The sequence below is a fragment of the Empedobacter sp. UBA5987 genome (genome assembly GCF_002429865.1).
Taxonomy (GTDB): Bacteria; Bacteroidota; Bacteroidia; order Flavobacteriales; family Weeksellaceae; genus Empedobacter; species Empedobacter falsenii_B.
The window spans coordinates 1-25695 of the sequence record NZ_DJBB01000061.1 but is presented as its reverse complement, the minus strand read 5'-3'; the positions used below and the strand labels follow the sequence as shown (position 1 = coordinate 25695).

28 protein-coding genes are annotated in these 25695 nt (G+C 30.9%); 13 read left to right on the top strand and 15 right to left on the bottom strand.

Features of this window, described 5'->3' with window-relative positions; translation table 11 throughout:
* Positions 1-2: 2 nt before the first annotated feature.
* Positions 3-455, top strand: coding sequence for an RES family NAD+ phosphorylase (locus tag B3J26_RS10390; protein ID WP_280037933.1), 453 nt, complete (start codon positions 3-5; stop codon positions 453-455).
* Between the two features lie 55 nt (positions 456-510).
* Here the strand turns inward: B3J26_RS10390 and B3J26_RS10385 are convergent, their stop codons facing one another.
* The 3 genes from B3J26_RS10385 to B3J26_RS14910 all read right to left on the bottom strand — a co-directional run bounded on the left by B3J26_RS10385 (position 511) and on the right by B3J26_RS14910 (position 3564).
* Positions 511-2913 (bottom strand): heavy metal translocating P-type ATPase, encoded by a 2403-nt coding sequence (locus tag B3J26_RS10385; RefSeq protein WP_280061440.1) that lies wholly within the window; start codon positions 2911-2913, stop codon positions 511-513.
* Positions 2914-3032: 119 nt separating this feature from the next.
* A complete protein-coding gene (locus B3J26_RS10380) occupies positions 3033-3290 on the bottom strand; it encodes a hypothetical protein (RefSeq protein ID WP_291074461.1) in 258 nt (85 codons plus the stop codon).
* A 163-nt stretch (positions 3291-3453) separates the two neighbouring features.
* Positions 3454-3564, bottom strand: coding sequence for a sigma 54-interacting transcriptional regulator (locus B3J26_RS14910; RefSeq protein WP_409450473.1), 111 nt, complete (start codon positions 3562-3564; stop codon positions 3454-3456).
* Here B3J26_RS14910 and B3J26_RS10370 point away from each other — a divergent pair.
* Both B3J26_RS10370 and B3J26_RS10365 read left to right on the top strand, forming a co-directional pair.
* Positions 3563-3724: a hypothetical protein gene (locus B3J26_RS10370; RefSeq protein WP_291074459.1), complete on the top strand. Its 162-nt coding sequence runs from the start codon at positions 3563-3565 to the stop codon at positions 3722-3724. The two genes, B3J26_RS14910 and B3J26_RS10370, sit on opposite strands and share 2 nt — an antisense overlap.
* Before the next feature lie 48 nt (positions 3725-3772).
* The gene (locus B3J26_RS10365; protein WP_291074488.1) at positions 3773-4057 is read left to right on the top strand and encodes an NUDIX domain-containing protein; all 285 of its coding nucleotides are present in this window, start codon (positions 3773-3775) and stop codon (positions 4055-4057) included.
* A 338-nt stretch (positions 4058-4395) separates the two neighbouring features.
* Here B3J26_RS10365 and ffh read toward each other — a convergent pair whose 3' ends face one another.
* Entirely contained in the window at positions 4396-5757 is a 1362-nt protein-coding gene (gene ffh / locus B3J26_RS10360) for a signal recognition particle protein (RefSeq protein WP_291074457.1), read from the bottom strand.
* A gap of 112 nt (positions 5758-5869) precedes the next feature.
* On the opposite strand from ffh, the gene B3J26_RS10355 reads away from it, so the two are divergent.
* Positions 5870-6208 carry a hypothetical protein gene (locus tag B3J26_RS10355; protein WP_291074456.1) on the top strand — a complete coding sequence of 113 codons (339 nt, stop codon included), beginning with the start codon at positions 5870-5872 and terminating at the stop codon, positions 6206-6208.
* A 57-nt stretch (positions 6209-6265) separates the two neighbouring features.
* Here the strand turns inward: B3J26_RS10355 and hemB are convergent, their stop codons facing one another.
* Entirely contained in the window at positions 6266-7261 is a 996-nt protein-coding gene (hemB, locus tag B3J26_RS10350) for a porphobilinogen synthase (RefSeq protein WP_038334133.1), read from the bottom strand.
* A gap of 105 nt (positions 7262-7366) precedes the next feature.
* On the opposite strand from hemB, the gene B3J26_RS10345 reads away from it, so the two are divergent.
* The 3 genes from B3J26_RS10345 (at position 7367) to trmD (ending at position 9046) form a co-directional block, all read left to right on the top strand.
* On the top strand, positions 7367-7762 hold the full coding sequence (locus tag B3J26_RS10345) for a hypothetical protein (protein WP_291074454.1): 396 nt from the start codon (positions 7367-7369) through the stop codon (positions 7760-7762).
* 71 nt (positions 7763-7833) lie between these two features.
* Entirely contained in the window at positions 7834-8316 is a 483-nt protein-coding gene (locus B3J26_RS10340; protein WP_291074453.1) for a hypothetical protein, read from the top strand.
* A 43-nt stretch (positions 8317-8359) separates the two neighbouring features.
* Positions 8360-9046 carry a tRNA (guanosine(37)-N1)-methyltransferase TrmD gene (gene trmD, locus B3J26_RS10335; protein WP_291074451.1) on the top strand — a complete coding sequence of 229 codons (687 nt, stop codon included), beginning with the start codon at positions 8360-8362 and terminating at the stop codon, positions 9044-9046.
* Between the two features lie 42 nt (positions 9047-9088).
* Here the strand turns inward: trmD and B3J26_RS10330 are convergent, their stop codons facing one another.
* From B3J26_RS10330 to B3J26_RS10320, 3 genes are all read right to left on the bottom strand, one after another.
* Complete coding sequence (locus tag B3J26_RS10330; RefSeq protein ID WP_291074449.1) at positions 9089-9874, bottom strand: alpha/beta fold hydrolase; 786 nt, start codon at positions 9872-9874, stop codon at positions 9089-9091.
* Positions 9875-9949: 75 nt separating this feature from the next.
* The gene (def, locus tag B3J26_RS10325; protein ID WP_291074447.1) at positions 9950-10651 is read right to left on the bottom strand and encodes a peptide deformylase; all 702 of its coding nucleotides are present in this window, start codon (positions 10649-10651) and stop codon (positions 9950-9952) included.
* Positions 10648-11061, bottom strand: a complete 414-nt coding sequence (locus B3J26_RS10320) for a DoxX family protein (protein ID WP_125349377.1) — start codon at positions 11059-11061, stop codon at positions 10648-10650. The genes def and B3J26_RS10320 overlap by 4 nt, the downstream gene beginning before the upstream one ends.
* 124 nt (positions 11062-11185) lie before the next feature.
* Between B3J26_RS10320 and B3J26_RS10315 the strand changes: the two genes are divergently transcribed.
* The 4 genes from B3J26_RS10315 (at position 11186) to B3J26_RS10300 (ending at position 14627) form a co-directional block, all read left to right on the top strand.
* Positions 11186-12001 (top strand): hypothetical protein, encoded by an 816-nt coding sequence (locus B3J26_RS10315; protein WP_291074444.1) that lies wholly within the window; start codon positions 11186-11188, stop codon positions 11999-12001.
* Positions 12002-12097: 96 nt separating this feature from the next.
* Positions 12098-12526, top strand: coding sequence for a hypothetical protein (locus tag B3J26_RS10310; protein WP_291072437.1), 429 nt, complete (start codon positions 12098-12100; stop codon positions 12524-12526).
* Between the two features lie 74 nt (positions 12527-12600).
* On the top strand, positions 12601-13866 hold the full coding sequence (locus B3J26_RS10305; RefSeq protein ID WP_291074443.1) for a putative DNA modification/repair radical SAM protein: 1266 nt from the start codon (positions 12601-12603) through the stop codon (positions 13864-13866).
* Entirely contained in the window at positions 13866-14627 is a 762-nt protein-coding gene (locus B3J26_RS10300; RefSeq protein ID WP_291074441.1) for a TIGR03915 family putative DNA repair protein, read from the top strand. Before B3J26_RS10305 ends, B3J26_RS10300 begins: the two co-directional genes overlap by 1 nt.
* 36 nt (positions 14628-14663) lie before the next feature.
* Here the strand turns inward: B3J26_RS10300 and ctlX are convergent, their stop codons facing one another.
* The 5 genes from ctlX to B3J26_RS10275 form a co-directional block, all read right to left on the bottom strand.
* On the bottom strand, positions 14664-15602 hold the full coding sequence (gene ctlX / locus B3J26_RS10295) for a citrulline utilization hydrolase CtlX (protein WP_291074439.1): 939 nt from the start codon (positions 15600-15602) through the stop codon (positions 14664-14666).
* Between the two features lies 1 nt (position 15603).
* Complete coding sequence (locus B3J26_RS10290) at positions 15604-16518, bottom strand: dimethylarginine dimethylaminohydrolase family protein (protein ID WP_291068641.1); 915 nt, start codon at positions 16516-16518, stop codon at positions 15604-15606.
* Positions 16519-16596: 78 nt separating this feature from the next.
* Positions 16597-17574 (bottom strand): amidohydrolase family protein, encoded by a 978-nt coding sequence (locus tag B3J26_RS10285; RefSeq protein WP_125349365.1) that lies wholly within the window; start codon positions 17572-17574, stop codon positions 16597-16599.
* Between the two features lie 466 nt (positions 17575-18040).
* Entirely contained in the window at positions 18041-18322 is a 282-nt protein-coding gene (locus B3J26_RS10280) for a hypothetical protein (protein ID WP_038335788.1), read from the bottom strand.
* A gap of 43 nt (positions 18323-18365) precedes the next feature.
* Positions 18366-20600, bottom strand: coding sequence for a RelA/SpoT family protein (locus B3J26_RS10275; RefSeq protein ID WP_291074438.1), 2235 nt, complete (start codon positions 20598-20600; stop codon positions 18366-18368).
* A 361-nt stretch (positions 20601-20961) separates the two neighbouring features.
* On the opposite strand from B3J26_RS10275, the gene B3J26_RS10270 reads away from it, so the two are divergent.
* Both B3J26_RS10270 and B3J26_RS10265 read left to right on the top strand, forming a co-directional pair.
* Entirely contained in the window at positions 20962-22869 is a 1908-nt protein-coding gene (locus B3J26_RS10270; RefSeq protein ID WP_115000246.1) for an AMP-binding protein, read from the top strand.
* Between the two features lie 97 nt (positions 22870-22966).
* Entirely contained in the window at positions 22967-24838 is a 1872-nt protein-coding gene (locus B3J26_RS10265) for an Nramp family divalent metal transporter (protein ID WP_291074436.1), read from the top strand.
* A 57-nt stretch (positions 24839-24895) separates the two neighbouring features.
* Here B3J26_RS10265 and B3J26_RS10260 read toward each other — a convergent pair whose 3' ends face one another.
* A complete protein-coding gene (locus B3J26_RS10260) occupies positions 24896-25414 on the bottom strand; it encodes an ankyrin repeat domain-containing protein (RefSeq protein ID WP_291074434.1) in 519 nt (172 codons plus the stop codon).
* A 61-nt stretch (positions 25415-25475) separates the two neighbouring features.
* The coding region (locus tag B3J26_RS10255) for a catalase-related domain-containing protein (protein WP_291074432.1) at positions 25476-25695 on the bottom strand (220 nt) is incomplete at its 5' end.

Below are 25695 nucleotides of genomic sequence, written 5' to 3'. Positions count from 1 at the left end.
TAATGTTAGTTTTCAATATTCGTAAAGCGAGATATTCAAAATCATTACAAGCTTCTGGAGTTGCCAACAGATGGAATAAAAATGATGAATTTGTTATTTACACAGGAAGTTCTCGTGCGCTCTCAACCTTAGAATTGGTCGTGCACCGAAGTTCTATTAGCATTGATAATTCGTACAAATTATTAGTGATAGAAATTGATTGTGAAGAAGATGAGATTTATGAAATAAAGAAGTCTAAATTACCTAAAAATTGGCAATCTGTAGAGGCTTATCCCGAGTTACAAGAAATTGGTTCTGCTTGGTATCAAGATTTTAAATATTTGGTCATGAAAGTTCCATCGTCAATTATTCCAAAAGAGTATAATTATTTAATCAATACAAAACATCCTGGTTTTGCTTCAAAGGTTAAAATCAAAGAATTAGAAGATTATAATTGGGATGATCGTTTGTTATAAAAAAAAAAATCGACTAAATATTTAGCCGATTTTTTTATAAATATTTTAGAGATTATTAAATCTTTTTATACTTTAACAATAAACTATTTGTTACAACACTTACGCTACTCAAAGCCATTGCTGCGCCAGCAATCATAGGGTCTAACAAAAATCCGTTAATTGGATAAAGCACTCCAGCAGCGATTGGAATTCCGATTATATTGTAAATAAATGCCCAAAATAAATTTTGATGAATTGTTTTGACCGTTTGCGTAGATAAATTAATTGCATGATCTATTTTTGTCAAATCTCCTCCAATCAACGTAACTTCTGCCACATCAATCGCAATATCAGAACCATTACCCATTGCAATCGAAACATCTGCCTGAGCCAACGCTGCACTATCATTAATTCCATCACCAACCATTGCAACAACTTTTCCTTTTTGTTGCAAATCTTTGATAATATTCATTTTATCATTTGGTAAAGCATTTGCGACCACTTGATCAATTCCGACTTGTTTTGCAATTGCATTTGCCGAAAACTCGTTGTCACCAGTTACCATCCAAACTTCAATTCCTTTTTCATGAAAAGCTTTAATAGCTTCAACAGAAGTTGCTTTTATTTCATCAGAAATTCCAATTAATCCCAAAACTTTTTCATCATTTCCAAAGAAAGAAGTGGTATAATTTTTAGTCGAAAAATCTTGAATAGCTTGTTCAACCTTTTCATCAATCTGAATATTTAATTCATTTATCCAACTTGTTTTTCCAACATAATAAACTTTATCTAAAATATTAGCTTTCAAACCTTTTCCAGATACATCTTCAATTTTTAGTTCAGGTAAAATATCTTGCTCTCCAATATGTTCTGTAATCGCTTTTGCTAAAGGATGTTGCGAATTATTTTCGATTGTATAAAGTACATTTTTAGCAGAATCATCAAACCAAATCAATTCTTGTACTTTCGGTTTTCCTTCGGTAATTGTTCCTGTTTTATCTAAAATAATTGTATCAATTTTCTTCGCTAATTCTAAACTTTCGGCATTTTTGATCAAAATTCCTTGCTCAGCACCTTTTCCCATTCCAACCATAATCGCGGTAGGCGTTGCCAATCCAAGTGCACAAGGACAAGCAATAACAAGCACAGTAATCATCGATAAAAGTGCCATTGTAAAAGCATTTTCTTGACCTAAAATTAACCAAGTAATAAACGTTAAAATTGCAATAATAATCACAATCGGAACAAAAACACCTGCAATTTTGTCTACCAATTGTTGAACTGGCGCTTTACTTCCTTGTGCATTTTTTACTGATTGAATAATTTGAGACAAAAGTGTATCATTCCCTACTTTCAAGGCTTTATATTGAATAGGAGAGTTTTGATTTAAAGTTCCTGAAAAAACATTCGCATCAATTCCTTTTTCTACCGGAATTGGCTCTCCTGTCAATGAACTTTCATCGATAAAAGATTCTCCCGAAACAATAATTCCATCAACCGCAATTTTATCTCCAGGTTTTGCAACAATCAAATCGCCAATTTGTACATCTTCAATCTTCACTTCAACCTGATTTCCATCTTTCACAACCAACACAGTATTAGGTTGTAAACCGATTAATTTCTTGATCGCTTCGGAAGTATTTCCTTTCGCACGTTCTTCCATCAATTTACCAATCAAGATAAAAACGATGATTAAACCAGCAGCCTCGAAATAAGGATGCGCGTGTAAACCTTTGCTGTGCCAATATTCTGGAAATAATGTATTGAAAACGCTAAAAAGATAGGCTACACTAGTACTCAAAGCAACCAAAGTATCCATATTAGCCGATTTATTTTTCAATTGTTTCCAAGCACCGACGAAAAATTGTTGTCCAAAAATAAAAAGAATTGGCGTAGAAAGTGCCCACATAATGTAATTTCCGTAAGGCATATCCATAAAAAACATTCCGATAATAAATAAAGGAACTCCAAATATTAGCGCCCAAATCACTTTATTTTTCAGCGTTTTATATTTTTCTTCGTGAAGTTGTTCTATTTCTTCATCTTGATTTTTAGACTCATCAATCACCAAATCATAGCCAACTTCTACTAAAGCATTTTTCAAATTTTCTGGAGAAACAAGAGTAGGAATGTACTCGATTTTTCCCATTCCATTTCCGTAATTCACCTCCGCATTTACAACGCCCAACTGACGATTAAGATTCGCTTGAGAACTACTCGCACACGAAGCACACGTCATATTGAGAACGGGATATGATTTTTCGACAGAATCTATTTTGAAGTTATTTTGCTTTAAAGTTTCATAGATTTTAGGGGAAACTTTCCATAATTTTTTTGCCGAAACATTAATCGTTTTAGCGTTTAAATTCACAGTATATTCATCAAGATTTTCTGTTTCAGAAAGTAATTTATTGATTAATTCAACATCTTTTTCTGAATTCAAATTGATAATCGGTATAGTAAGTGTTTGTGCATTCATAACAGTAATTTTATAGGACAAATTTCCAAAGATTTTGGCGAGAAAGTATTATATAATTAGAGGTTAAAGTTACACTTTTTACCAATTACTTTAAGATGATATTAAAACGTTTTACGCCATCATATTGTTGATAATACAAATAATTTGTGCGCTTCTATAATGTTTTTAGAAAGTGTCAAACCAATTCCTGCGCCGTCTTTTCGCGTTGTATAAAAAGGTAAAAAATATTTTGGAAATGATTTCTTCATCAATAAATTGTCCATAATCTTGAATAATAATTTGCAATCGATTATCAGTTTGTTGATTAAGTTAATCAAAACTTGTTCAAACAAAAAACTTTCATCGATAAAAGATTCTTCGATCAATTTAAACTTCAATATTTTGCGGTATTAAATTCTGAAATACAATAATCTACAATTTTATTTCGTTCTATTTCATTCAAATTATTTAAATTATCAGTAATTTTTTGAGGAATAAATTTTGTGAAACTTCAAGATTCGCATTCGTAGCAACAATTATACGAACATCAACTTTTCTTGGTTAACTTTCTCCCAAACGAATAATTTCTTTATTCTGTATGACTTGTAAAAGTTTTGCTTGCAAATGATTTGGTAAATTTCCAATTTTATCTAAAAAAAATGTTCCATTTATGGGAATTGATTTTGGTTTTTTGGATATGATGAAAATTCAATTGAAAGAAGGAAGAGATTTAAATTTAATGATTTCCTCCGATACAATTTCGAATGTATTAATAAATGAAACCGAAAAAAAAAATTTTGGAGAAACGTTATTACGTCAAAGATTATGTTAAATAGAAAATGATTAAATTTATACAAAGATAAAAAGAAGTGTATAAAGAATATTTAACTCCAATTTCCATAAAAGGAATAATCGAAATGAATGGGAATTACCTGGAGGAAGTTTAGAACCAAATGAATTGCCAGAAGAAACTCTTGAACGTGAAATTTATGAAGAATTAAATATAAAGTGTAAAGTTTCAAAAATTGTTGATTCTTGGGCTTTTGGGGTTATTCCAATTAAAACTGTATTTATTGTTACATATTTAATTGATGTAAATAGTATTCGGTACAATGTTATAATAAGTAAAGAACATTCAAATTTTGGATTATTTAATTTTGGATAATTAGAACATATGGATATTCCGATAGGATATCTAAATTCTATAAAAATATCTAAATAGGAGATTGTTTAAATCCTTACTTAACATAATAAAGATTATTAACATTAATATTTCATAGAAATAATAATGTTATAATATATATTATGTTAAATTGAATAAACTTATACCACTAACTTATATTTAATATTGCGTTTAAACATTTTTCATTAAATTTATAATTAACAAATTGAACCAATCCTATGTTGATGGTTCAAACTTAACGTTTACGAAACAAAAATAAAATCTATAAAAAAAACCTCCAAATTATTGGAGGTTTTAATATACTATAAATTATTGTATTATTACATTTTTGGCATTCCTGGGAATCCACCTGCAGGCATATTTTTAGACATTGTTTCCATCATCTTTTTACCATTTGAAGAATTCATAAATTTCATCATTTTACCCATTTCAGAGAATTGTTTCAATAATTGATTCACTTCTTGTAAAGATGTTCCTGAACCAGCTGCAATTCTTTTCTTACGAGAATTATCGATAATATTTGGATGTTGACGCTCTTTTTTTGTCATTGAGTGAATAATCGCTTCAACACCTTTAAAAGCATTGTCATCAATATCTACATCTTTTAATGCTTTTCCAGCACCAGGAATCATTCCAACCAAATCTTTCATATTACCCATACGTTTGATTTGCTGAATTTGTTTTAAGAAATCATCAAAATCGAAGCTATTTTTTGCAATTTTCTTTTGTAAACGTTTTGCTTCTTCTTCGTCAAATTGTTCTTGAGCACGCTCTACTAACGAAACAACGTCACCCATTCCCAAAATACGATCTGCCATACGTTCCGGATAGAAAACATCTAAAGCTTCCATTTTCTCACCAGTAGAAATAAATTTGATTGGCTTGTCAACAACCGTTCTAATCGTTAATGCAGCTCCACCACGAGTATCACCATCTAATTTTGTTAAAACAACTCCATTATAATTCAATACTTCATTGAAGGCTTTTGCAGTATTCACGGCATCTTGACCTGTCATAGAATCTACAACAAATAAAGTTTCGGTTGGATTAACTGTTTGGTGAACGCGACGAATTTCGTCCATCATTTGCTCATCAATCGCTAAACGACCAGCTGTATCAACGATAATTACATTATTTCCGTTTTGTTTTGCTTGTGCAATCGCTGATTGAGCAATTTCTACAGGATTTTTGTTTTCTAAATCAGCATAAACATCCACACCTATTTGCTCTCCTAAAACTTGCAACTGATTGATGGCAGCCGGACGATAAACGTCACCAGCAACTAATAATACTTTTTTGTTTTTCTTAGTTTTTAGGAAATTAGCTAATTTACCAGAAAAAGTTGTTTTACCAGAACCTTGTAAACCAGCAATCAAAATAATTGTCGGATTATCGTCTACTTTCAGTTCAGTAACCTCACCTCCCATTAATTTTGCTAATTCATCATGAACAATTTTTACCATTAATTGTCCAGGATTAAGCGACGTAATTACGTTTTCACCTAAAGCCTTTTCTTTTACTGTATTTGTGAAATCTTTTGCAACTTTATAACTAACATCGGCATCAACAAGGGCTCTACGCACTTCTTTTACGGTTTCTGCAACGTTAATTTCTGTAATTTGTCCTTTTCCTTTTAAGGTATGTAATGCTTTATCTAATTTATCCTGAAGATTTTGAAACATTTTGAGTCAATTTTAGGACACAAATATAAAAAAATTATACCGAATAATATAAATTCACACAACAAGGTATACAATTGATTAATAATGTTTAAATTGCCAACTCAAATTTTGGTTGAATGAAAAAAGGTTTAGTACTATTTTTATTTTTTGTTACTGGGGTGGTTTTTATTTTTTTTCCATAGCTTATGGACAAGATAATGAAGTTTATGTGACAGATGTTTATGAAGCAAACATCGATAACAAAGATATCTACGGCAAATTGGCAGATAGATATACAAAGTTTCTGAATTATTTATTGAAAAATAGAACGATTGGTTCTTTAAAAGATATTCAAACGGGTTACGAAAAGAATTATCAGAAAAAAGAACAAGCTGAAGCTGAACAAAAATATTTTCTATCTACATTAGAAAAACAACAATTTACAGCGAAAATGGTTAATTATTCGCTTTAAAGCATAAAAAATCCACTTCAAATGAAGTGGATTTTTTTATTTTTATTTTGAACTGATTTATTGATCGTTCAATAATCTTGCTGCTTCTTTTGCAAAATAAGTTGAAATTAGGTCTGCTCCTGCTCTTTTGAAACAAGTTAAAGACTCTAAAATTACTTTATCATTATCTAACCAACCTTTTTCTACAGCAGCTTTTATCATCGCATATTCACCTGAAACCTGATAAACAGAAACCGGAACTTGTAAATTATCTTTCACTAATTTAACAATATCCAGATATGCCATACCTGGTTTTACCATCAAAATATCTGCACCTTCTTCTACATCCGCAATTGCTTCGCGCAATGCTTCTTGTGAATTATGGTAATCCATTTGATAGGTTTTTTTGTCTTTCGGAATTTCTTGAGAATCAACTGGTGCAGAATCTAAAGCTGTACGGAAAGGTCCATAAAAAGATGATGCATATTTCGCAGCATACGTCATAATTCCTACATTATGAAAACCGTTCTCCTCCAACGCAGCGCGCATCGCTCCTATTCGACCGTCCATCATATCAGAAGGCGCAACAAAATCTGCACCAGCTTCTGCATGAGATAATGTCATTTTTACCAAAGCATCAACTGTTTCATCATTAATAACTTCTCCATTTTTGATGATTCCGTCATGACCATAAATTGAATATGGATCTAAGGCAACATCAGGCATTACAATCATTTCTGGAACAGCATCTTTAATTGCTTTGATTGTATTTTGCATCAATCCGTTTGGATTCCAAGCCTCTTTACCTGTATTATCTTTTAAGTTATCACTAACTTTACAATATATGTTAACTGATTTTATACCTAAATCCCAAATTTCTTTTACTTCTTTTACAGTATTGTCAAGAGATTGGCGGTAAATACCTGGCATTGCAGCAATTTCTTCCTTCACGCCTTCTCCTTCAGCCATAAAAATTGGTAAAATAAAATCGTTTGGTGACAAATGATTTTCGCGAATCATACTACGAATTGATTCATTTTTGCGTAGTCGTCTATGTCTGTTATATAAAAACATTTGATTAAAATTTTAGACAAATTTACTCGATTTCATTTAATAAGGCTAATGAATAATATCAATTATATTTATTAATTTTAAAGATATATTGATGATATAAATATTATGCTAAAAAAATTATTTTTCATACTAATAATCCTACCTATTACAATTTTTGCTCAGAAAAAAAATACTGAAATATTAATACCTTCATCAATTCGCGTATATGATGGAAAAGAAGCTCATTTAGTTGAAAAATTAGCTCAAAAGAATTGGTATAGTTTAACAAAAAATAAGCAAATTTATAATTTGAAAAAAGCAAAGGTTTCTATCTCTAAAGGTTATGATCAATGTGCTGGAGTTGAAACCAGAATTATTAATAATGATAATTCAGAAAATTTAATTGCATTTATTAATAGTGATTATATTACAAATGAATTAAAAATCAATAAAGTAATTGATTCAACTTTAGTTCTTTTACCTAGTCAATATTATAATTTTAAAAGAAAATCAATCATTTGAATAATCAATTAAAATATTTGTCATTCATCATATTATTTGGATTAATTTCTTGCAATAAAAGCAATTATAAAATGATTCAATTTAGAAGTTTCTCTATGGAAATTCCGAAAGATTGGAAAAAAGTAAAATTAAACGGAATTGATACTGAAGTTGGAGGAATTATTACACCAAATAATGATACATTAATTTATGATTATGGTTTACTTGCAAGTAGAGATTATAATTTTAGCAGTGAAATATCTGATACTATTTTTAATACTATTTTAAAAAATAATCGTGAATTAGAATTGGAGAAAATATCTGAGTTATATATCAATAAGCTTCGCAAAACGAATATCGATTCTATCGTACAATCAAAATACAAGATTTCTTATATTGTTATTCATAATCAAAAAGCAAAACTTATACAGTCAAATCCTCATAAATTAATAGCAGTTTATATTGATAGTATTAAAAACTCAACTTCAAAGTTTAATTTTATTGGTTACAATTTAGATAAAGAATCACAAGAAGAATTTATAAATTCAGTTAAAACAATCAAATTCAAAAAATAAATTTAAACTTGCGCAAACGTAGCTAAACAAATATCTTTGCAGCATGCGAATAGATATTATCACTGTTTTACCCGAATTATTAGTTAGTCCATTTTCTGCCTCGATTATGAAACGTGCGCAAGACAAAGGTTTAGCTGAAATTCATGTTCACGATTTGAGAGATTTTGGAAAAGGACGTTATCGTCATGTAGATGATTATCCGTACGGAGGAACTTCTGGAATGGTGATTATGTGCGAACCTTTGGACAAAATAATTTCGAAATTGAAAGATGAACGCGCGTATGATGAAATTATTTATTTGACGCCAGATGGAGAAACGTTGAATCAAACAATTGCGAATGATTTGTCGTTGAAAGGAAATCTTATGATGATTTGTGGACATTACAAGGGAATCGATCAACGTATTCGAGATATGTATGTGACAAGAGAAATTTCGATTGGCGATTATGTACTTTCTGGTGGAGAATTTGGCGCAATTATTTTGGCTGATTCTATTATTCGATTGTTACCTGGCGTAATTGGAGATGAGACTTCTGCCCTTTCAGATTCGTTTCAAGATGATTTGTTAGCGCCACCAATTTATACACGTCCAGCCGAATATAAAGGCCTTAAAGTTCCAGATGTTTTACTTTCAGGTAACTTTCCTAAAATTGAAGAATGGTTGCATGAAAAAGCTGTTGAACATACAAAAGAACGTCGCCCAGATTTATTAGAAAAAAGATCAAAATAAATAGAAAAAGCTTCAGAAATTCTGAAGCTTTTTTAGTATTTACTATTTAATTCGATGAATATATTCAATTACTTTATCGTTAAAAATTTGTGGTTGATCGACATTCACGACATGTCCACAATCTTCGATAACAATTAATTCTGAATGTTTGGTGTGTGCTTTTGTTAATTCCTGAATCGAAGGCAAAAACATATGATCTTCTGCTCCCATCACATATAAAGTCGGAATATTCAATTCAACTTTTCGAAACCATTTTAGCAACGGATTGACATCCGCAGTAAGTTTGAACCATTTCAAAAATTCTTTTTGATACAATTTTTTCGCTTCATTGATAAATAATAACCTTGATTCTTTGTGCGTATTTTTTGGCATGATAGCGAAAGCAAAAATTCGATACAAGATCAAATAAGGCAATATATGTTTGAACGTATTTCCAACATTAATCAAAAATTGACATTGGAAATTAATTTTCATAATTGCGCCTCCCATCACCATTGATTTGAATCGCTCCGAATAATCTTCTGCCAATTGTCGAATTACAATCGTTCCCAAAGAGATCCCAACAAAATGTGTTTTATCAATATTTAAATGATCTAAAACATCAATGACGTCTTTTGAAACCGATTTGAACGTATAACGTTTTTCGAAAAGTGATTTCAAGTTTTTCTTAGAACGTCCGTGTCCTCTCAAATCCATTAACAAAACATTAAAATGTTTGCGAAATTCACGCAATTGTTTGAACCAAATCGTAGAACTTCCTCCTGCTCCATGAACAAAAGTCACCCATTCTGTACTCGTTGGATGATTATATGTAGTGTATGCTAACAATTTTCTAAATAAGTTTTTGCAAAATTAAACTAAAAACTATGCCAAGCATAATAATTTCTAGGTTTTAAGAAATTTTTAATCTTCATCATCGTCGTCATCTGTAAAAGAACCTACCTTTTTCAAGTAAAAAACATCGTTTATCTCTTCAGCTTTCACATAATTTAGCTCTTCTTGCTCTTTCATTCGATCCGTAAATAACGTTCCTGTTAAATGATCGTATTCGTGCTGAAAAATAACCGCTGTAAAACCTTCTACCGTTTCATCATGAAAATTTCCATCCAAATCATAATACTCCAATCGAAGAACCAAGCTTCTAAACACTTTTCCGAAAATATCAGGAATCGACAAACAACCTTCGCGACCGTGACGAACAATGTCCGAATACCAAGTAATTTTTGGATTGATAATAAACTCAAAAGGTTCACCTTCTTTATCAAAACGTTGTACCCAAACCGCGTTGCGATTAATCCCAATTTGTGGAGCTGCAATTCCAACACCTTTACTTGCTTCGTCTTGTACAGTCGCATACATACGATCGGCCAATAATTTGATTAACGGATCTTTTGGATCAATATCAATAGAAGTTGATTTTAAGATTTTTGTATCTGCATCCGAAGTCGTTAATAAAACACGAAAAGGATCATAGGATTTCTTTTCTTTTATTAATGTCATTTCTGTCTTTGTTAATGGCGTATAAACAATGTTTTTCATATTTTTTGATTGAGCAAATAATGCAGAAGTACAAATTAATAAGCTATAGGTTAATGTTTTTATCATTTTTTAAGAATCAATTTGTCTAAAGAATATTTTCCTGCGCCTGATAAAAATATAACTAAATAATTGATTAAATAGAATAATCCCAATTCTTTTTTACCAAAATCATGATCCGCATGTACGATAAATACCGCAACTAACATTGTAATGATTAGTGGAATCACTGCTAAACGAGTAAATAATCCAACTAAAACTAAAGAAGCACAAAGAATTTCTGCAAAAACCGTTAAACCCAAAGATACTTCTGGTCCAAGTCTAATTGGATCACCAAATTCAAAATTACCATTGACTAATTTTTGTAATTTTCCGAATCCGTGTGTAAACATAAATCCACCAGCAGCTAAACGTACTAATAACAATGATAAATCGATAAATGCAGGTTGATTTCCTAAAAGTTTAAATTTTGTGCTCATTTTTTTTAATTTTTTTCAAATATAAGTTCTAGTTTTTACGTTCACCTTTAAATAGATCAAGAAATCTACATTTTTGGATTAATTTTGGTTAATCTTTCTATTCAAGAATAAAAAAATACAACATATGTTAAAAAACATTGCTTTAATTACGATATTATTTTCAGGTTTTGCATTTGCTCAAAAATCTGAATTACAGCAAAATGATGTTTTAGGAAATCCAACTTTTATTGAAGAATCGATGCAAAAAGCACGTATTCGCATGAAGTTTATCGAAGGTTATGAAACCGAATATTACACAAAATCAACGTATAATAAAGATGGAAATCCAACAAAACGTGATTATTTTGATGAAGCTGGAAATAAAACTTTTGCTGAAACATTTAATTACAATGAATCAAATAAATTGATTTCGAGAGAAATGAAAAACAATGACGAAAGTTTAGTTTTCAATTTTGATTATGAATATACAACAGACGGTTACATTGTCACGAAAAGCGAAAATGATGTCAATGTTTCTAAAACTGAATACAAATTAGACCAAAATCAGAATGTAACTTACGAAAGAGAAACTAATTTATTGGAAGATTCTGATGTTTTTATCGAAAAAACGTTTCAATATCAAAATGGATTTTTAGTCAAAACATTGGTGAAATATAACCAAGGAAATTATACGTTGAATTATAAGAATGACGCGAAAGGCAATCCAATAGAGGAAACTTATGTGGACAAAAACAATAAACAAGTCAATAAATATGTGCGAAAATTTGATGAAAACAATAATATTATCGAAGAAACGGTGATTGATGAAACAGGAAAAGTAAAGAATATATCAACGATTAAATATCAATACGATAATCACAAAAATTGGGTCAAACGAACGCAATTTGTAAAAGATATTGATCAACCAATTTCAAATACGACAAGGACAATACGTTACTAAAATTCAAGAGCCAAAACTAATTTGGCTCTTTTTTATTTGATTATTTAACTAAATATTTTTAAATTTATTTTAATCAATTATTTAACTTCATCTATTATGATCAATAATGTGCAAGAATTTAATCGACTTTTTCAGTTATACCAAAAAGATAATCGTTTCAATTTGTACATAAATGATTATCCTAAAAACGAATTTTTATTTCAATTTTATTCAGATGAGATTGAAGATTTAAACTTAGAATATGTTGATATTACTTCAAATTCTATCAAAAAAATTCATGATTATCGTGCAAAATTAAGCGATTTTTTTCAACCCGAAGAACTTCCAGCATTAGAGATTAAATCAATTTCAGGTTATTTTAGTCATTTTGATTTTTATTTTATGACCAATGAAAAAACCTTTGTATTTAATTATATTAATCGCGATTTTTTATCTCAACTAATTGATATTCTTCTTTCTGAATTAGATTGTAATTTTATCAGCCGATTAAAGACTGAACTTTTAATCAATTTAGAATACGATTAATTTTTTTGTTAAACTTTTTTCAGCGACATTGTTTGACTTTTAAAAGAATTCTTTTTGCATAAAGCAAAAGTAGAATGAATTTTGATCGAATTGATGAGAAGTTGAGCATCTTAGCAGATGCAGCGAAGTATGATGTTTCGTGTTCATCGAGCGGAAGTAAAAGACAAAACCAAAACAAAGGCTTAGGAAATGCATCTATGTCGGGGATTTGCCATTCGTTTACAGAAGATGGTCGATGCGTTTCTTTACTTAAAATTCTATTGACGAATCATTGTATTTATGATTGTGCTTTTTGCGTTTCTCGAAAAAGTAATGATGTAAAACGTGCTGCTTTTACAGTGCAAGAGGTAGTTGATTTAACGATTAATTTTTATCGTCGAAATTATATAGAAGGTTTATTTTTGAGTTCTGGAATTTTCAAAAACGCTGACTTCACAATGGAACGATTGCTTTTGATTGCAAAAAAGTTACGTCTTGAAGAGAATTTTAATGGATATATTCATCTCAAAACGATTCCCGGAGCGAGTGATGAATTATTGAAAGAAGCTGGTTTGTATGCTGATCGAATGTCCATAAATCTCGAAATGCCCACAGAAAAAGGACTTAAATTAGTTGCACCAGAAAAATCACACGAAGATGTAAAAAAACCTTTAGGATTTATTCATGAACAACGAGTTGAGTTTAATGCTGAACGAAAATTAATCAAATCTACTCCAACCTTTGTTCCTGCTGGACAATCTACACAAATGGTGATTGGTGCAACGCCCGAAAATGATATGCAAATTATGTATACAGCAAATCAATATTACAATGATTTCCAGTTGAAACGTGTGTATTATTCAGGTTTTATTCCAATCAATCACAATGATAATATGTTGCCGTCTATCGGAACTCAGCCACCTTTGTTACGAGAGAATAGACTGTATCAAACAGATTGGTTAATGCGTTTTTATCAATTTGATGTTACGGAGATTCTTAATCAACAAAATCCTCATTTGGATACTGATATCGATCCAAAATTGAGCTATGCTTTACGAAATTTACATGTTTATCCGATTGATATTAATACAGCCGATTATCATTTAATTCTAAGAATTCCGGGAATTGGTGTTCAATCTGCGAAGAAAATTGTTACAGCTCGAAAGTTTGGGAAAATCTATTCTTATCAGTTAAAACGTCTTGGAATTGCTTACAATAGAGCAAAATTTTTCATGACGTGTGCAGATGATCAATTTCAACAAAAAGATTTGCTTGGTTCGCAAATTAAAAATAGAATTTTGAGTTTTAGTAAAAGTAAATATCTTAAAAATCAGCCAAATCAATTAAACCTTTTTGATTAATGGAAATTTATGTTTTTGATAATAGTTTTGAAGGTTTTTTAACACTGATTTTTGATTATTATGTTAGAAAACCGAAGCAAATAAAAGTAGTATCTGAAAGAGATTTTTTACCGTCGATGTTTGATGAAGTTTATACTGTGATTACAGATGAAACAAAAGCAAAAAGAGTACTTAAAAAAATAAAAGACAAACTAAATAAAACCAGTTACAAAGCTGTACAGGCTGTTTTCTTGTCAGAAGAACCTGAAGCTTATGAAAAGCTGTTTTATTATTGTTGTTTAATTATAAATGAAACAGTTGCAGTTCAATCAAATTATGGAAATGACTATGTTTTTTATGTTATGAAAATGTATCGATCAGTTCATAGAGAAAAGCATCATCATGAAGCATTTATCCGTTTTGAAAAGATTAATCAAGATTTATTTTTTGCGAAAACTGATCCAAAATATAATGTTTTACCTTTAATTATTAATCATTTCAGAAAAAGATATGCTGACCAGAATTGGATTATTTACGATACGATTCGAAAATATGGAATTTATTATGAAAAATCTTCTGGAAATGTTCAACAAATACAATTAAATTTTACACCAAAATCTTCAACTACTCCAACTGAATTCATTGATGTAAATGAGAATTTGTACCAAGAATTATGGAAATCTTATTTTAATTCGACAACAATCGAAGCAAGAAAAAATTCGAAGTTACAAATCCAAATGATGCCCAAACGTTTTTGGAAACACTTAACAGAATATAACTAAAAAAGGCTACGAAATTCGTAGCCTTTTGTGTATTTTTTATTTTTTTGGTAAGAAAACTTCCGCCATCATACAGCGAGCGCTTCCTCCTCCTAATTTTTCAATCAAATTTATCTTAACAGGTAATATTGGATTATAAGCCTCAATTTTAGAAATTTGTTCTTGATCAAGAGAATTATAAGCTGTTTGTGACATCACTAAATATGATTGTCCTAAACCGCCAACTTGCAACATATTCCCAGCAAATTGATGCATTTGTGCTTCTGTAATTGCAATAATTTCTTTTCCAGTTTCTAATAAATACTCACAAACCGCTTTCTTTTCTTTTTTATCATCGATAGAATCCAAACAAATAATCGCATATTTATCTGCAATACACATCATTACATTGGTATGATAAATAGGTTTGCGTTCTCCATTTACAGTTTGATTCGCATGAAAAATAACAGGTGTATATTCTAATTCCTCACAAAATTCAATCAATAAATCTTCGTCAGTTCGTTGAGAAATACACGCATAAGCCAATTCATGTTCACGATCAAGAATAATACTTCCTGTTCCTTCCAAGAAAATTTCGTCTTCTTCTGCCGATGTAAAATCAATCACATCATCTATATGAAAACCTTTTTCTTCCAACAAACTCAATACATCTTCCTCACGACGCTCTTCTCTCCTATTTTTTGCAAACATCGGATATAACACTACATTTCCGTTATCGTGAAATGAAATCCAATTGTTTGGGAAGATTGAATCTGGCGTATGTGGCGAAGCAGTATCTTTAATCGTGATAACATTTACACCTTTCGAACGCAAAGCAGAAACCATTTCTTGAAATTCTTCTAAAGCTTGTTTCTGAATATCTTCTTGAGAATCTGTTGTTTCTGTTTGGAAATAATTGTTAACAGCCGTTTCTGGATTGTAATAAAAAGCTGTTGGCTCAACCATCAAAATAGTTGATGTATATTGTTTTTGTTTCATGTTATTTTCTGATTAATGGCATTGTAGAACATCTCAATAAACCTCCCATTTTAGAGACTTCGCGGTAATTAATTCGCTCCACTTTTATGTTCCATACATTTTCTAAATGATCATTTAAACGTGTAAAATTTTTCTCAGAAACAACAACTTCAGGAGAAATTGAAAACACATTAGGATTCATCCAATACATTTCTTCTTTTGTCACTTCGAATAAATTTTCTTTCCCAAAAATATCGACAATTTGCTGATATTCGTGTTCAAATAAAAAGCCGTCTTTGTAAATAATTGCTTTGTCTTTCCCAACAGGATTGAATGTACAATCTAAATGTAAGATTCCTTCGTAAGGATTTTCATCATTCTTTTTCAATTCAAAATCCAAGACTTTTTTATTGGGAAATTTGGCTTTGATATACTCTACAAATTCAACATTTGTACGTCCTGTTTTATAATTTTTGAAATCAGCTTGTTTGTACGTTCCAACAAAAATATAATCGTTGTACAAAATCACATCGCCACCTTCTACATAAACTTCTTCTGGTAAAGCATTGATTTTATTCCCTTTGAATTGACGTTTTATTTCGCAATAGGCTTGTAATTCTTCTAAACGATCTGGAATAATATTCGAGATAAAGAATTCATCATCAATTACAAAACCGACATCACGAGAAAAAACTTGATTACAATCTTCGATCATTGTTGGACGTAAAACTTTAACATTATATTTTTTCAAAACTTGTTCAAATTCTGACATTTCCGCAATCAAATCTTCTTCTTTTGGATAATCGTTATTCTTTACGGTTTCATAAGATTTGGCATCGAACGTCTGATCAAGTGTTGGATTAGCTCCGTTAGATTCTGCTCGACCCAAGACTACAGTTTGCAGTTGAGCCGTTTCATTCTGTACATTTAATCGCATAATTTATTGTAGTTTTTAATTTTATGTTCCAAAAAAAATCCCGCAATAGCGAGATTTAATTTTGTATAAATATACATTTTATTTTTGAATTCCTAAAGCTTTCAAACCATTTACTGTTGCAATATTTGAAAGTTGTTCCACATCATAAAAGTGACAAGACTCTAGCATTACTCTCAATTCTGTAAGTAAATGACCATCAGAAAAAGGTTTATAAATATCATTAATATTATCTGTTCCGAAGGCAACGTTAATTCCTCTTGGAATCATTTCATCAACTGGCGTTACCGAGTTGTGCGAAGGCGCCAAACGCTCTGTACGATTGTGATCTATCCAAGCAGTTGGACAAGAAACAATGTGCATATCTGCTTTTTTAATTAAATCATATAATTCGTAACGATATTTTCTTGGATGAGCCGCTACAGAAATTGAGTGAACCGCAGAAACTTTTCCTTGCATTCCGTGTTCAATCGTTTTCAAAGCTAATTGTTCCGTTTCTTTTTCTTCGTCTGTGTTAAATTGATCAACATGAACGTGAACCAATTTATTTTTTGCTTTTGCAGTTGATAATAAAATATCTAAATGCTCATCTTCTCGACCGAAATCTTTTGCAGGTAAACCTCCGATAATATCCACAAAATCAGAAGACATATCAAACCATTCGCGCGCTTTTGGATCGATAACTCCTTTCAGTACTTGATTTGCAAAACGCATTTCGATGTCTTTTCCGTAATTATCTTTTAAGCGTTGAGCAGCTTGTATACTACGATCTTCAATCACTTCATCCGCATCAATAAAAGAACCAATTGCTTGACAACCTTGCTCTAACATGAAATTAATCGCTTTTTCCATTCGGAAATAAATATCATCAACAGATGAATTACGTTTCATATCATCAACTAAATGCCATTTTTCTTTTAAGTAAGAATTTGATAATGCGAAAGTGTCCGAAGTCAATGAATAAGCTCTATCTAAGTGTGAATGCGTATTAACCCAACCTCCTTTTTCGTTGATTTTTTCAAGTACTTCTTCAATTGGATTATAGTTCTGTTTGTTCATCGTGAGTTTGTTTGTTTTCGGGATGTAAAATTAACAAGATTATTCAATAGAAATGAAGCGATATTATCAAAAAGATTTCTGTAACTTTGTGCCTTTGTTAGTAACATGAGCAAGCAAAAAAAATCCAACAATAGTTGGACTTTTTTGTTTGTTTATTTTTTTTAAGAAAAAGTTCTATTTTACCATCTGGATATTTTGAATTAGGCTTTGTAAATTTTAAATCATCTACTAAATCCATATTTACTGCAATAAAACTTGCATAATCAACATCTTTTCCGTCAATTGAATAACCTATTTTTAAATCTTTTTTTGGTTAAGAAATGATTAATTTAGAATTTTTAATTCCAGGAATTGTATCATTCAAAGTTTTAGATTGTGCAAAACTCAACAATGGAAGAAATAAAAAAGCTAATAGTAATTTTTTCATATCATTAATATTTGTTCCATAATTTCTCAAACTTTTATGTTATGATTCTTTCTCTTTTTTGGAAACAATATCAATTTTTCCGTTTGGATATTTTTTATCTGTTTTGATTACTGTAATATATTTAATTTCATCTGGACTCATTTTCGTAAAAATACTTTTATCAACTCTCTCTCCATCAATAAAAATTGCAGGTCTACTATTTTCATATTCAGAAATAGATATAGAACTTGGTACAATTCTATTTAAAACTTTTTCATTTGAATTTTCTTGTGCAAAACTCAACATTGGAAGAAATGCAAAAGCTAATAATATTTTTTTCATAAATCGTTAATTTATATAAAGTTAATTAAATATTTTATAAAAACTAATTTTTATATGTTCGTTTTACAGATTGAATTCCTTCAATATTTTTCATTTCCATCATGATTTTTTCTAATTCGGCTTTATTTTTAACTGAAACTGTAATCTTTCCATCAAAAATACCTGCATCCTCAGATAAATTAATACTATGCATGTTCAACGAGTTATTTTTTGAAATAACTAACGTAATATCACTCACCATTCCAGCTCGATCCAATCCTTGTAGCTCAATCAACGCTTTGAACTCTTGTTGAGAAGAATCAATCCATTTCGCTTTTATAATTCTGTAGGCGTAATTTGCTTGTAACGAAACTGAGTTTGGACAATCTACCTTATGTACTTTTATTCCTTTTGAAACTGTGATAAAACCATATACTTTGTCACCTGGAATTGGATTACAACAACTCGCTAATTCGTAATCTAAACGCTCTTCATCATTCCCAAATACAAGACTATCTAATTTCGTTTTGTCGACAGGAATATCATCTTTTTTAGTTGTATTGAATGTTGATTTTCTGAAACGGTTAATCAACCCTGTGAAGCCAGTATTTCGTTCTGCAAATTTGCGTAAATCATTGTTGTCAATAATTCCCATTGCAACATTATAGAATACATCTTGACTCGAACTTAACTTAAAGTATTGCTGTAACTGATTAGTTGTATTATCATTAAAATCAACCTTTAAGTGTCTTAATTTTCGTTGAATAATTTCTTTTCCATCTTCTGCAACTTTACGTTTATCTGAGTTTAAAGAAGCTTTAATTTTACTTCTCGCTTTACTCGTTACAACATATTCTAACCACTCTAATTTTGGTTTTTGCTGTGTTGATGTAATGATTTCTACTTGATCTCCACTTTGCAATTGATGCGACAACGGATACAATTTCCCATTCACTTTTGCACCCAAACAATGGTCACCAACATTGGTGTGAATAGAGTAAGCAAAATCCAACGAACTCGCTCCTTTTGGCAACGAATGCAAGTCTCCTTTTGGTGTAAAAACATAAATCTCTTTTGAATACAAATTGAATTTGAAATTATCCATAAATTCAATCGCATCCTTAGTATCTTCTTGCTCCAACATTTCACGAACTTGATGAATCCATTCATCAACTTTTGTTTCGTCATCCGATACATTTTCTTTGTATTTATAATGCGCAGCAATACCCATTTCGGCAACTTCGTCCATTCTTTCAGAACGAATTTGTACTTCTACCCATCGCGCTTGTGGTCCCATAACCGTTACGTGAAGCGATTCATAACCAGTAGTTTTGGGCTGAGAAATCCAATCGCGCATACGTTTTGGATTTGGAATAAATAAATCCGTTACTAACGAATAAATTTTCCAAGCTAAGAATTTTTCATTCTTTTTGTCCGAACGATAAATTACACGAATCGCAAATAAATCGAACACTTCCTCGAAAGGAATTCCTTGATTAACTGTTTTCCGATAAATTGAATTGATTGATTTTGAACGACCTTTTATCTCAAATTCTAAACCTTCGGCTTCAAGTTTTTCTGAAATAGTCTTACAGAAATCATCAATGTATTTTTTTCTTTCGGCTTCTGTTTCTGTTAATTTATGTTCAATATTAAAATACGCATCCGGTTTAGTGTATTTCAAACTCAAATCTTCCAATTCTGATTTGATGTTATACAATCCCATTCTGTGAGCCAAAGGCGCATATATAAAAATGGTTTCGGATGCTATTTTTAACTGTTTATCCTCGCGCATACTTTCTAACGTACGCATATTGTGTAAACGATCTGCAATTTTGATCAAAATCACACGCACATCTTCAGATAAAGTCAGCAATAATTTTTTATAATTTTCTGATTGTATCGAAACATCTTGCTTGTTTAAGACCGCAATTTTTGTTAATCCGTCTATAATTTTTGCAATCTTTTTTCCAAAAAGTTTCTCAATGTCTTCTAACGTATATTCTGTATCTTCTACTACATCATGCATTAAAGCCGCAGAAATTGATGTAGCGCCAAGCCCAATTTCGTCAGCAACAATTTTGGCAACAGCAATCGGATGATAAATATATGGTTCGCCTGTTTTTCTGCGCTGATCTTTGTGCGCATCAACAGCCAAATCAAAAGCTTTACGAATCAGCTTTTTATCTTCATCTGATAAAGTGACATATGTATTTTGAAGCATCTCTTTATAACGTCTCGTTATCTCAATGTTCTCTCTCTCTAATTGTTCGTCTGTAATAACATGAGGCGTATCCATCTTTCTTATGTTTTTGTTGATTTAGAAAAAAGCTTTAATTCCCTTTATTTATCTGCTTTCTTCGAAGGATTAAATATACAATATTTTATTTTTTATTGACTATAATATTCAACTGATTTTATCACGTTTTTTAAGTCTTTATTTTTAATCAATCTAATTTATAACGTACTTTTTACACTATTAATTTAATAATAAAAGTTGATTAATATAATCTGATTTTATCAATTTACAATTATATACTACTTTTTATTGTATAGTTGATAAATAATTAACTGTCCTAAAACAAACATTTTAAACTTTATTATTAATTCTAAACATTTTTCTAACTTAACAAAACAAATAAAACACAGCACACACATAAATGGATTACAAAACTTTATACTCAAAAAGTATTGAAGAACCTGAACTTTTTTGGAAAGAAGAAGCGCAGAAATTAGCATGGTCAACTTACCCTGAACAAATCTTAAAACAAAATGAAAACGGATATTATTCGTGGTTTGTTGACGGAAAAATAAATATGAGCCGTTTGGCTTTGGAGGAAAATATAAAAGCTGGACGCGGAGAACAATTTGCTTTAATTTACGATTCTCCTGTTACAGAAGTTGTTCAAAAAATTACGTACAATCAGCTTTTAGAAAAAGTAAGTCGTTTTGCAGGAGGTCTTACATCCTTAGGATTATCAAAAGGTGATACAGCAATTATTTATATGCCTATGATTCCAGAAGCAATTGTTGCGATGCTTGCTTGTGCGAGAATTGGTGTAATACATTCTGTTGTTTTTGGAGGTTTTGCAGCGCCAGAATTAGCTATTCGTATTGATGATGCTCAACCTGATGTTATTATTTCTGCGTCTTATGGAGTAGAAATTAATCGTCAAATCAACTATAAACCATTGATTGATGAAGCAATTGAATTAACACTTTACAAACCAAAAAACATTGTCATTTTTGAACGTCCAAATCACACCGATGATTTATCAGCAGAAAACGTTCATACCTATGATGAAATGTATCAACATCAACCTATAGAACCTATCGAAGTTCCAAGTACACATCCATTATATATTTTGTATACTTCTGGAACAACTTCTACGCCAAAAGGTGTCGTACGCGATACAGGAGGTTATGCAACTGCACTAAATTCGACAATGAACTATTTTTATGATTTAGAACCAGGTGATACAATTCTTACTGCAAGTGATATTGGTTGGGTTGTTGGACATTCCTATATCGTTTATGCGCCGTTAATTTATGGTGTTACAACGGTTATTTATGAAGGAAAACCAATCAAAACTCCTGACGCTGGAGCTTTTTGGAGAATGGTTGAAGAACATAAAATCAAAAATGTTTTCACAGCTCCAACAGCAATTCGAGCAATTCGAAAAGAAGATCCAGAAGGAAAATTATTCCAAAAATACGATACGTCAAGTCTGAAACGTTTATTCTTAGCAGGAGAACGTTGTGATACATCTACTTATTATTGGTTAAAAGAAATTTCAAAATTACCCGTTATTGATCATTGGTGGCAGACAGAAAGCGGCTGGCCAATGTTAGGAATTTGTGTTGGAATCGAAAATATAATGCCTGAACCTGGCGCAGCTGGATTACCTGTTTTTGGGTATAATATAAAAATTGTAAATGAAGAAGGACAAGAAAATGATATACGAGAGGAAGGTTCTATCGTGATTCAGCTTCCACTTCCTCCTGGTTGTATGACAAGTTTATGGCGAAATGAACACCGATTTATAAAAGGTTATTTTCAACAATTTCCGAATCATTATTTAACTGGTGACGGAGGTTTTAGAGATGAAAATGGTTTTGTATTTATTACAGGTCGAACTGATGATATTATTAATGTCGCTGGTCATAGGTTAAGTACTGCAACAATGGAAGAATTGGTTTCTTCTCATCCTGATATTACAGAATGTGCGGTTGTGGGAATTAAAGATGAATTGAAAGGTCAAATTCCAATAGGTTTGATTGTTACAAAAGAAAACGCATCAAAATCGGAAGAAGAAATCGAAAAAGATTTGATTGCTTTATTACGCAAAGAAATTGGCGGAATTGCCTGTTTCAAAACATCTATAATAGTTAACAGACTACCAAAAACACGAAGCGGAAAAATATTACGCAAAACTTTATCTCAAATTGCAGACGGAACACCATTCACAATTCCATCTACAATTGATGATGCTACAGTTTTAGATGAATTAATTCACGAATTTTCAAGAAGAAACGTAGGTCTAGCCTTTGCGATTTCGTCAATATAATCCATTTTATTCATTCACTATCTCAAAAGCAGTAATTCCTACTATTACTGCTTTTTTTATTCATTTTTACATAAATTTGAATTAGAAATATCATTCAATGCCAAATCAATCAAAATCATTAGAAGATGTGCACGAAAGTGTTCAAATCAAAAAAGGAAAGTTTAGAAAAATCCTAAGTTTTTTTGGACCTGCCTACTTAATAAGCGTTGGTTACATGGATCCGGGAAACTGGGCAACCGATTTAGCAGGCGGTAGCCAATTTGGTTATACTTTGATTTGGGTTTTATTGATGAGTAACATAATGGCTTTGTTATTACAAAGTTTATGTACACGTTTGGGAATTGTTCGACGAAAAGATTTGGCGCAATGTAACCGAGAAACTTATCCGAAAGGAATGAATCTCATCTTGTATATTTTAGCCGAAATAGCTATTGCAGCTTGTGATTTAGCAGAAATTTTGGGAATGGCAATTGGTCTAAATTTACTTTTTGGAATAGATTTGATCTATGGTGTTTTAATCAGTTTCTTAGACACTTTTCTCCTACTTTATCTTCAAAAATTAGGCATGCGAAAAATGGAACTTTTCATTGTTGGTTTAATCACGATGATTGGTTTATGTTTTTTAACCGAAATGTTTTTAGCAAAACCAGATTTTGGAGAAGTTGCAAAAGGATTTATTCCATCTATTCCAAATAGCGCTGCATTGTATATCAGCATTGGTATTATCGGCGCAACTGTAATGCCGCATAATCTTTATTTACATTCTGCACTCGTCCAAACGCGGCAAATAAAACGCGATGATTTTTCAATCAAAAAAGCCCTCAAATATAACTTTTGGGATAGCGCAATTGCTCTGAATTTAGCCTTCTTTGTCAATGCTGCAATCTTAATTTTAGCTTCATCCGTATTCCATAAAAACGGCTATCACGATGTTGCAGAACTGAGCGATGCTTATAGATTATTGGGGACAACTTTAGGAACAGATTTGGCTCCAAAATTATTCGCAGTTGCTTTAATTTTAGCTGGACAAAGCTCTACAGTTACAGGAACTTTAGCTGGACAAATTGTGATGGAAGGATATTTACATCTACGTATTAATCCTGTTTTGAGAAGAATTTTGACACGATTATTAGCCGTAGTTCCAGCAGTTGTAGTCATTCTTATTTTTGGAGAAAAAGAAGTCGGTTCTTTACTAATTTTCAGTCAAGTTATCCTAAGTATGCAATTGGCTTTTGCGGTAATTCCGTTGATTCATTTTGTGAGTGACAAAACAAAAATGGGGAATTTTGCAATCAATACAACAACCAAATTTTTTGCATGGACAATCGCTTTTATTATTTCATTTCTGAATGCGCAATTGGTGTATGAAGAAGTTAATAAATGGATGGCAAATAGTGAATCTTACACTTTAAATATTTTTCTTATAGCGTTAGAAATAGGACTTTTAGTTTTATTATTGCTGACATTTTTTATTCCAATTATGTTGAAGAAAAATGAAGAAAATCAAAGAGAAATTCATGAACCATTTGAGAAGTTTACATTAGAAGAAATTTCGAATCAACATTTCAAAAAGATTGTGGTGGCGTTAGATTTTTCGAAAACCGATCGAAAAGTCATCAATTATGCAACACAATTAGCTACTACTGAATCTGCCATTATTTTGGTTCATATTGTTGAAAGTGCTTCTGCGAAATATACGGGAGAGCGTACGAATGATGAAGAATCTCTATCAGATTTGAAACGTTTAGAACAATATGCAGAAATCATTCGTCCTTTGTTTAATGAAACTAAAATCGAACTAGGTTACAATAATCGAATCAATTCGATTGCTGAAATTTGTAAACGAAATCAAGCAGATTTGTTGATTGTTGGTTCGCACGGACACCGAGGTTTTATGGATTTTATTTTTGGAGAAACGATTAATAAATTAAGACATCGCGTTAATATTCCGGTGTTTATTGCAAAATAATAAAAAGCCATTCAGAGAAATTCTGAATGGCTTTTTGATTAGATTAAAATATAAAAATTATTTGATCGATAATAATTCAATCATTTCTTTATTTTCTTGTAAAATAGCATGATCTAAAGCAGTTTTACCATTGTTATCTTTAATGTTTAAATCTGCACCAGCTTCGATTAGTTTTTTGGCAATTTCATTTTGACCAAATGTTACAGCAAAAATCAAAACAGAAGCTCCATTAAAATTCACTTGATTAACATCAGCCTTATTCGCAATTAGTAAATTTACCATTTCAGGAAATCCTCTAAAGGCGGCTCCCATCAACGCATTGTTTCCAGATAAATCTTGCGCATTAGGATTTGCTTCTTTTGATAATAATACTTTCGCAGCGTCTGAACTGTTATTATAAATCGCTAAAATTAAAGGTGTAAATCCACGTTGATTTGCTTCATTTACATGCTTTCCATTAGAAATTAACTCTTCTATTTGCTTCACATTATTTTCTCTCGCCGCACTAAACAAATCTTGTGTATAAATAGATGAAAAACTGAATAGAAATAAGGCTAAAAATATATACTTTTTCATGATAATATTGATTTTATGAAAGTCATGGAGTCGAACTCTATCGACTCCAAACCAATAGAAATTATTTTGGTAAATATTGCTTTACATTGTTCATAGAAGTATTTGTAGCCTTCATCAAACGTGTTCCATATTCTGTATTTGCTTGGTAAAAATGTGCAATCATTTTATGAACAATTACTTTATTTTTAACCGATTTTAAAGTTCCAGATAAATTTTTGATTAATTTATCTTGATCTTTTTTAGAGAATGATTTGTACAAATTGTAATCTTCCCTAAAAACC

Coding starts and splice junctions, on each gene's coding strand:
- B3J26_RS10390 (WP_280037933.1), top strand. CDS start 3: ATGTTAGTTTTCAATATTCGTAAAGCGAGATATTCAAAATCATTACAA.
- B3J26_RS10385 (WP_280061440.1), bottom strand. CDS start 2,913: ATGAATGCACAAACACTTACTATACCGATTATCAATTTGAATTCAGAA.
- B3J26_RS10370 (WP_291074459.1), top strand. CDS start 3,563: ATGGGAATTGATTTTGGTTTTTTGGATATGATGAAAATTCAATTGAAA.
- ffh (WP_291074457.1), bottom strand. CDS start 5,757: ATGTTTCAAAATCTTCAGGATAAATTAGATAAAGCATTACATACCTTA.
- hemB (WP_038334133.1), bottom strand. CDS start 7,261: ATGTTTTTATATAACAGACATAGACGACTACGCAAAAATGAATCAATT.
- B3J26_RS10345 (WP_291074454.1), top strand. CDS start 7,367: ATGCTAAAAAAATTATTTTTCATACTAATAATCCTACCTATTACAATT.
- B3J26_RS10340 (WP_291074453.1), top strand. CDS start 7,834: ATGATTCAATTTAGAAGTTTCTCTATGGAAATTCCGAAAGATTGGAAA.
- trmD (WP_291074451.1), top strand. CDS start 8,360: ATGCGAATAGATATTATCACTGTTTTACCCGAATTATTAGTTAGTCCA.
- def (WP_291074447.1), bottom strand. CDS start 10,651: ATGATAAAAACATTAACCTATAGCTTATTAATTTGTACTTCTGCATTA.
- B3J26_RS10320 (WP_125349377.1), bottom strand. CDS start 11,061: ATGAGCACAAAATTTAAACTTTTAGGAAATCAACCTGCATTTATCGAT.
- B3J26_RS10315 (WP_291074444.1), top strand. CDS start 11,186: ATGTTAAAAAACATTGCTTTAATTACGATATTATTTTCAGGTTTTGCA.
- B3J26_RS10310 (WP_291072437.1), top strand. CDS start 12,098: ATGATCAATAATGTGCAAGAATTTAATCGACTTTTTCAGTTATACCAA.
- B3J26_RS10305 (WP_291074443.1), top strand. CDS start 12,601: ATGAATTTTGATCGAATTGATGAGAAGTTGAGCATCTTAGCAGATGCA.
- B3J26_RS10300 (WP_291074441.1), top strand. CDS start 13,866: ATGGAAATTTATGTTTTTGATAATAGTTTTGAAGGTTTTTTAACACTG.
- ctlX (WP_291074439.1), bottom strand. CDS start 15,602: ATGAAACAAAAACAATATACATCAACTATTTTGATGGTTGAGCCAACA.
- B3J26_RS10290 (WP_291068641.1), bottom strand. CDS start 16,518: ATGCGATTAAATGTACAGAATGAAACGGCTCAACTGCAAACTGTAGTC.
- B3J26_RS10285 (WP_125349365.1), bottom strand. CDS start 17,574: ATGAACAAACAGAACTATAATCCAATTGAAGAAGTACTTGAAAAAATC.
- B3J26_RS10280 (WP_038335788.1), bottom strand. CDS start 18,322: ATGAAAAAAATATTATTAGCTTTTGCATTTCTTCCAATGTTGAGTTTT.
- B3J26_RS10275 (WP_291074438.1), bottom strand. CDS start 20,600: ATGGATACGCCTCATGTTATTACAGACGAACAATTAGAGAGAGAGAAC.
- B3J26_RS10270 (WP_115000246.1), top strand. CDS start 20,962: ATGGATTACAAAACTTTATACTCAAAAAGTATTGAAGAACCTGAACTT.
- B3J26_RS10265 (WP_291074436.1), top strand. CDS start 22,967: ATGCCAAATCAATCAAAATCATTAGAAGATGTGCACGAAAGTGTTCAA.
- B3J26_RS10260 (WP_291074434.1), bottom strand. CDS start 25,414: ATGAAAAAGTATATATTTTTAGCCTTATTTCTATTCAGTTTTTCATCT.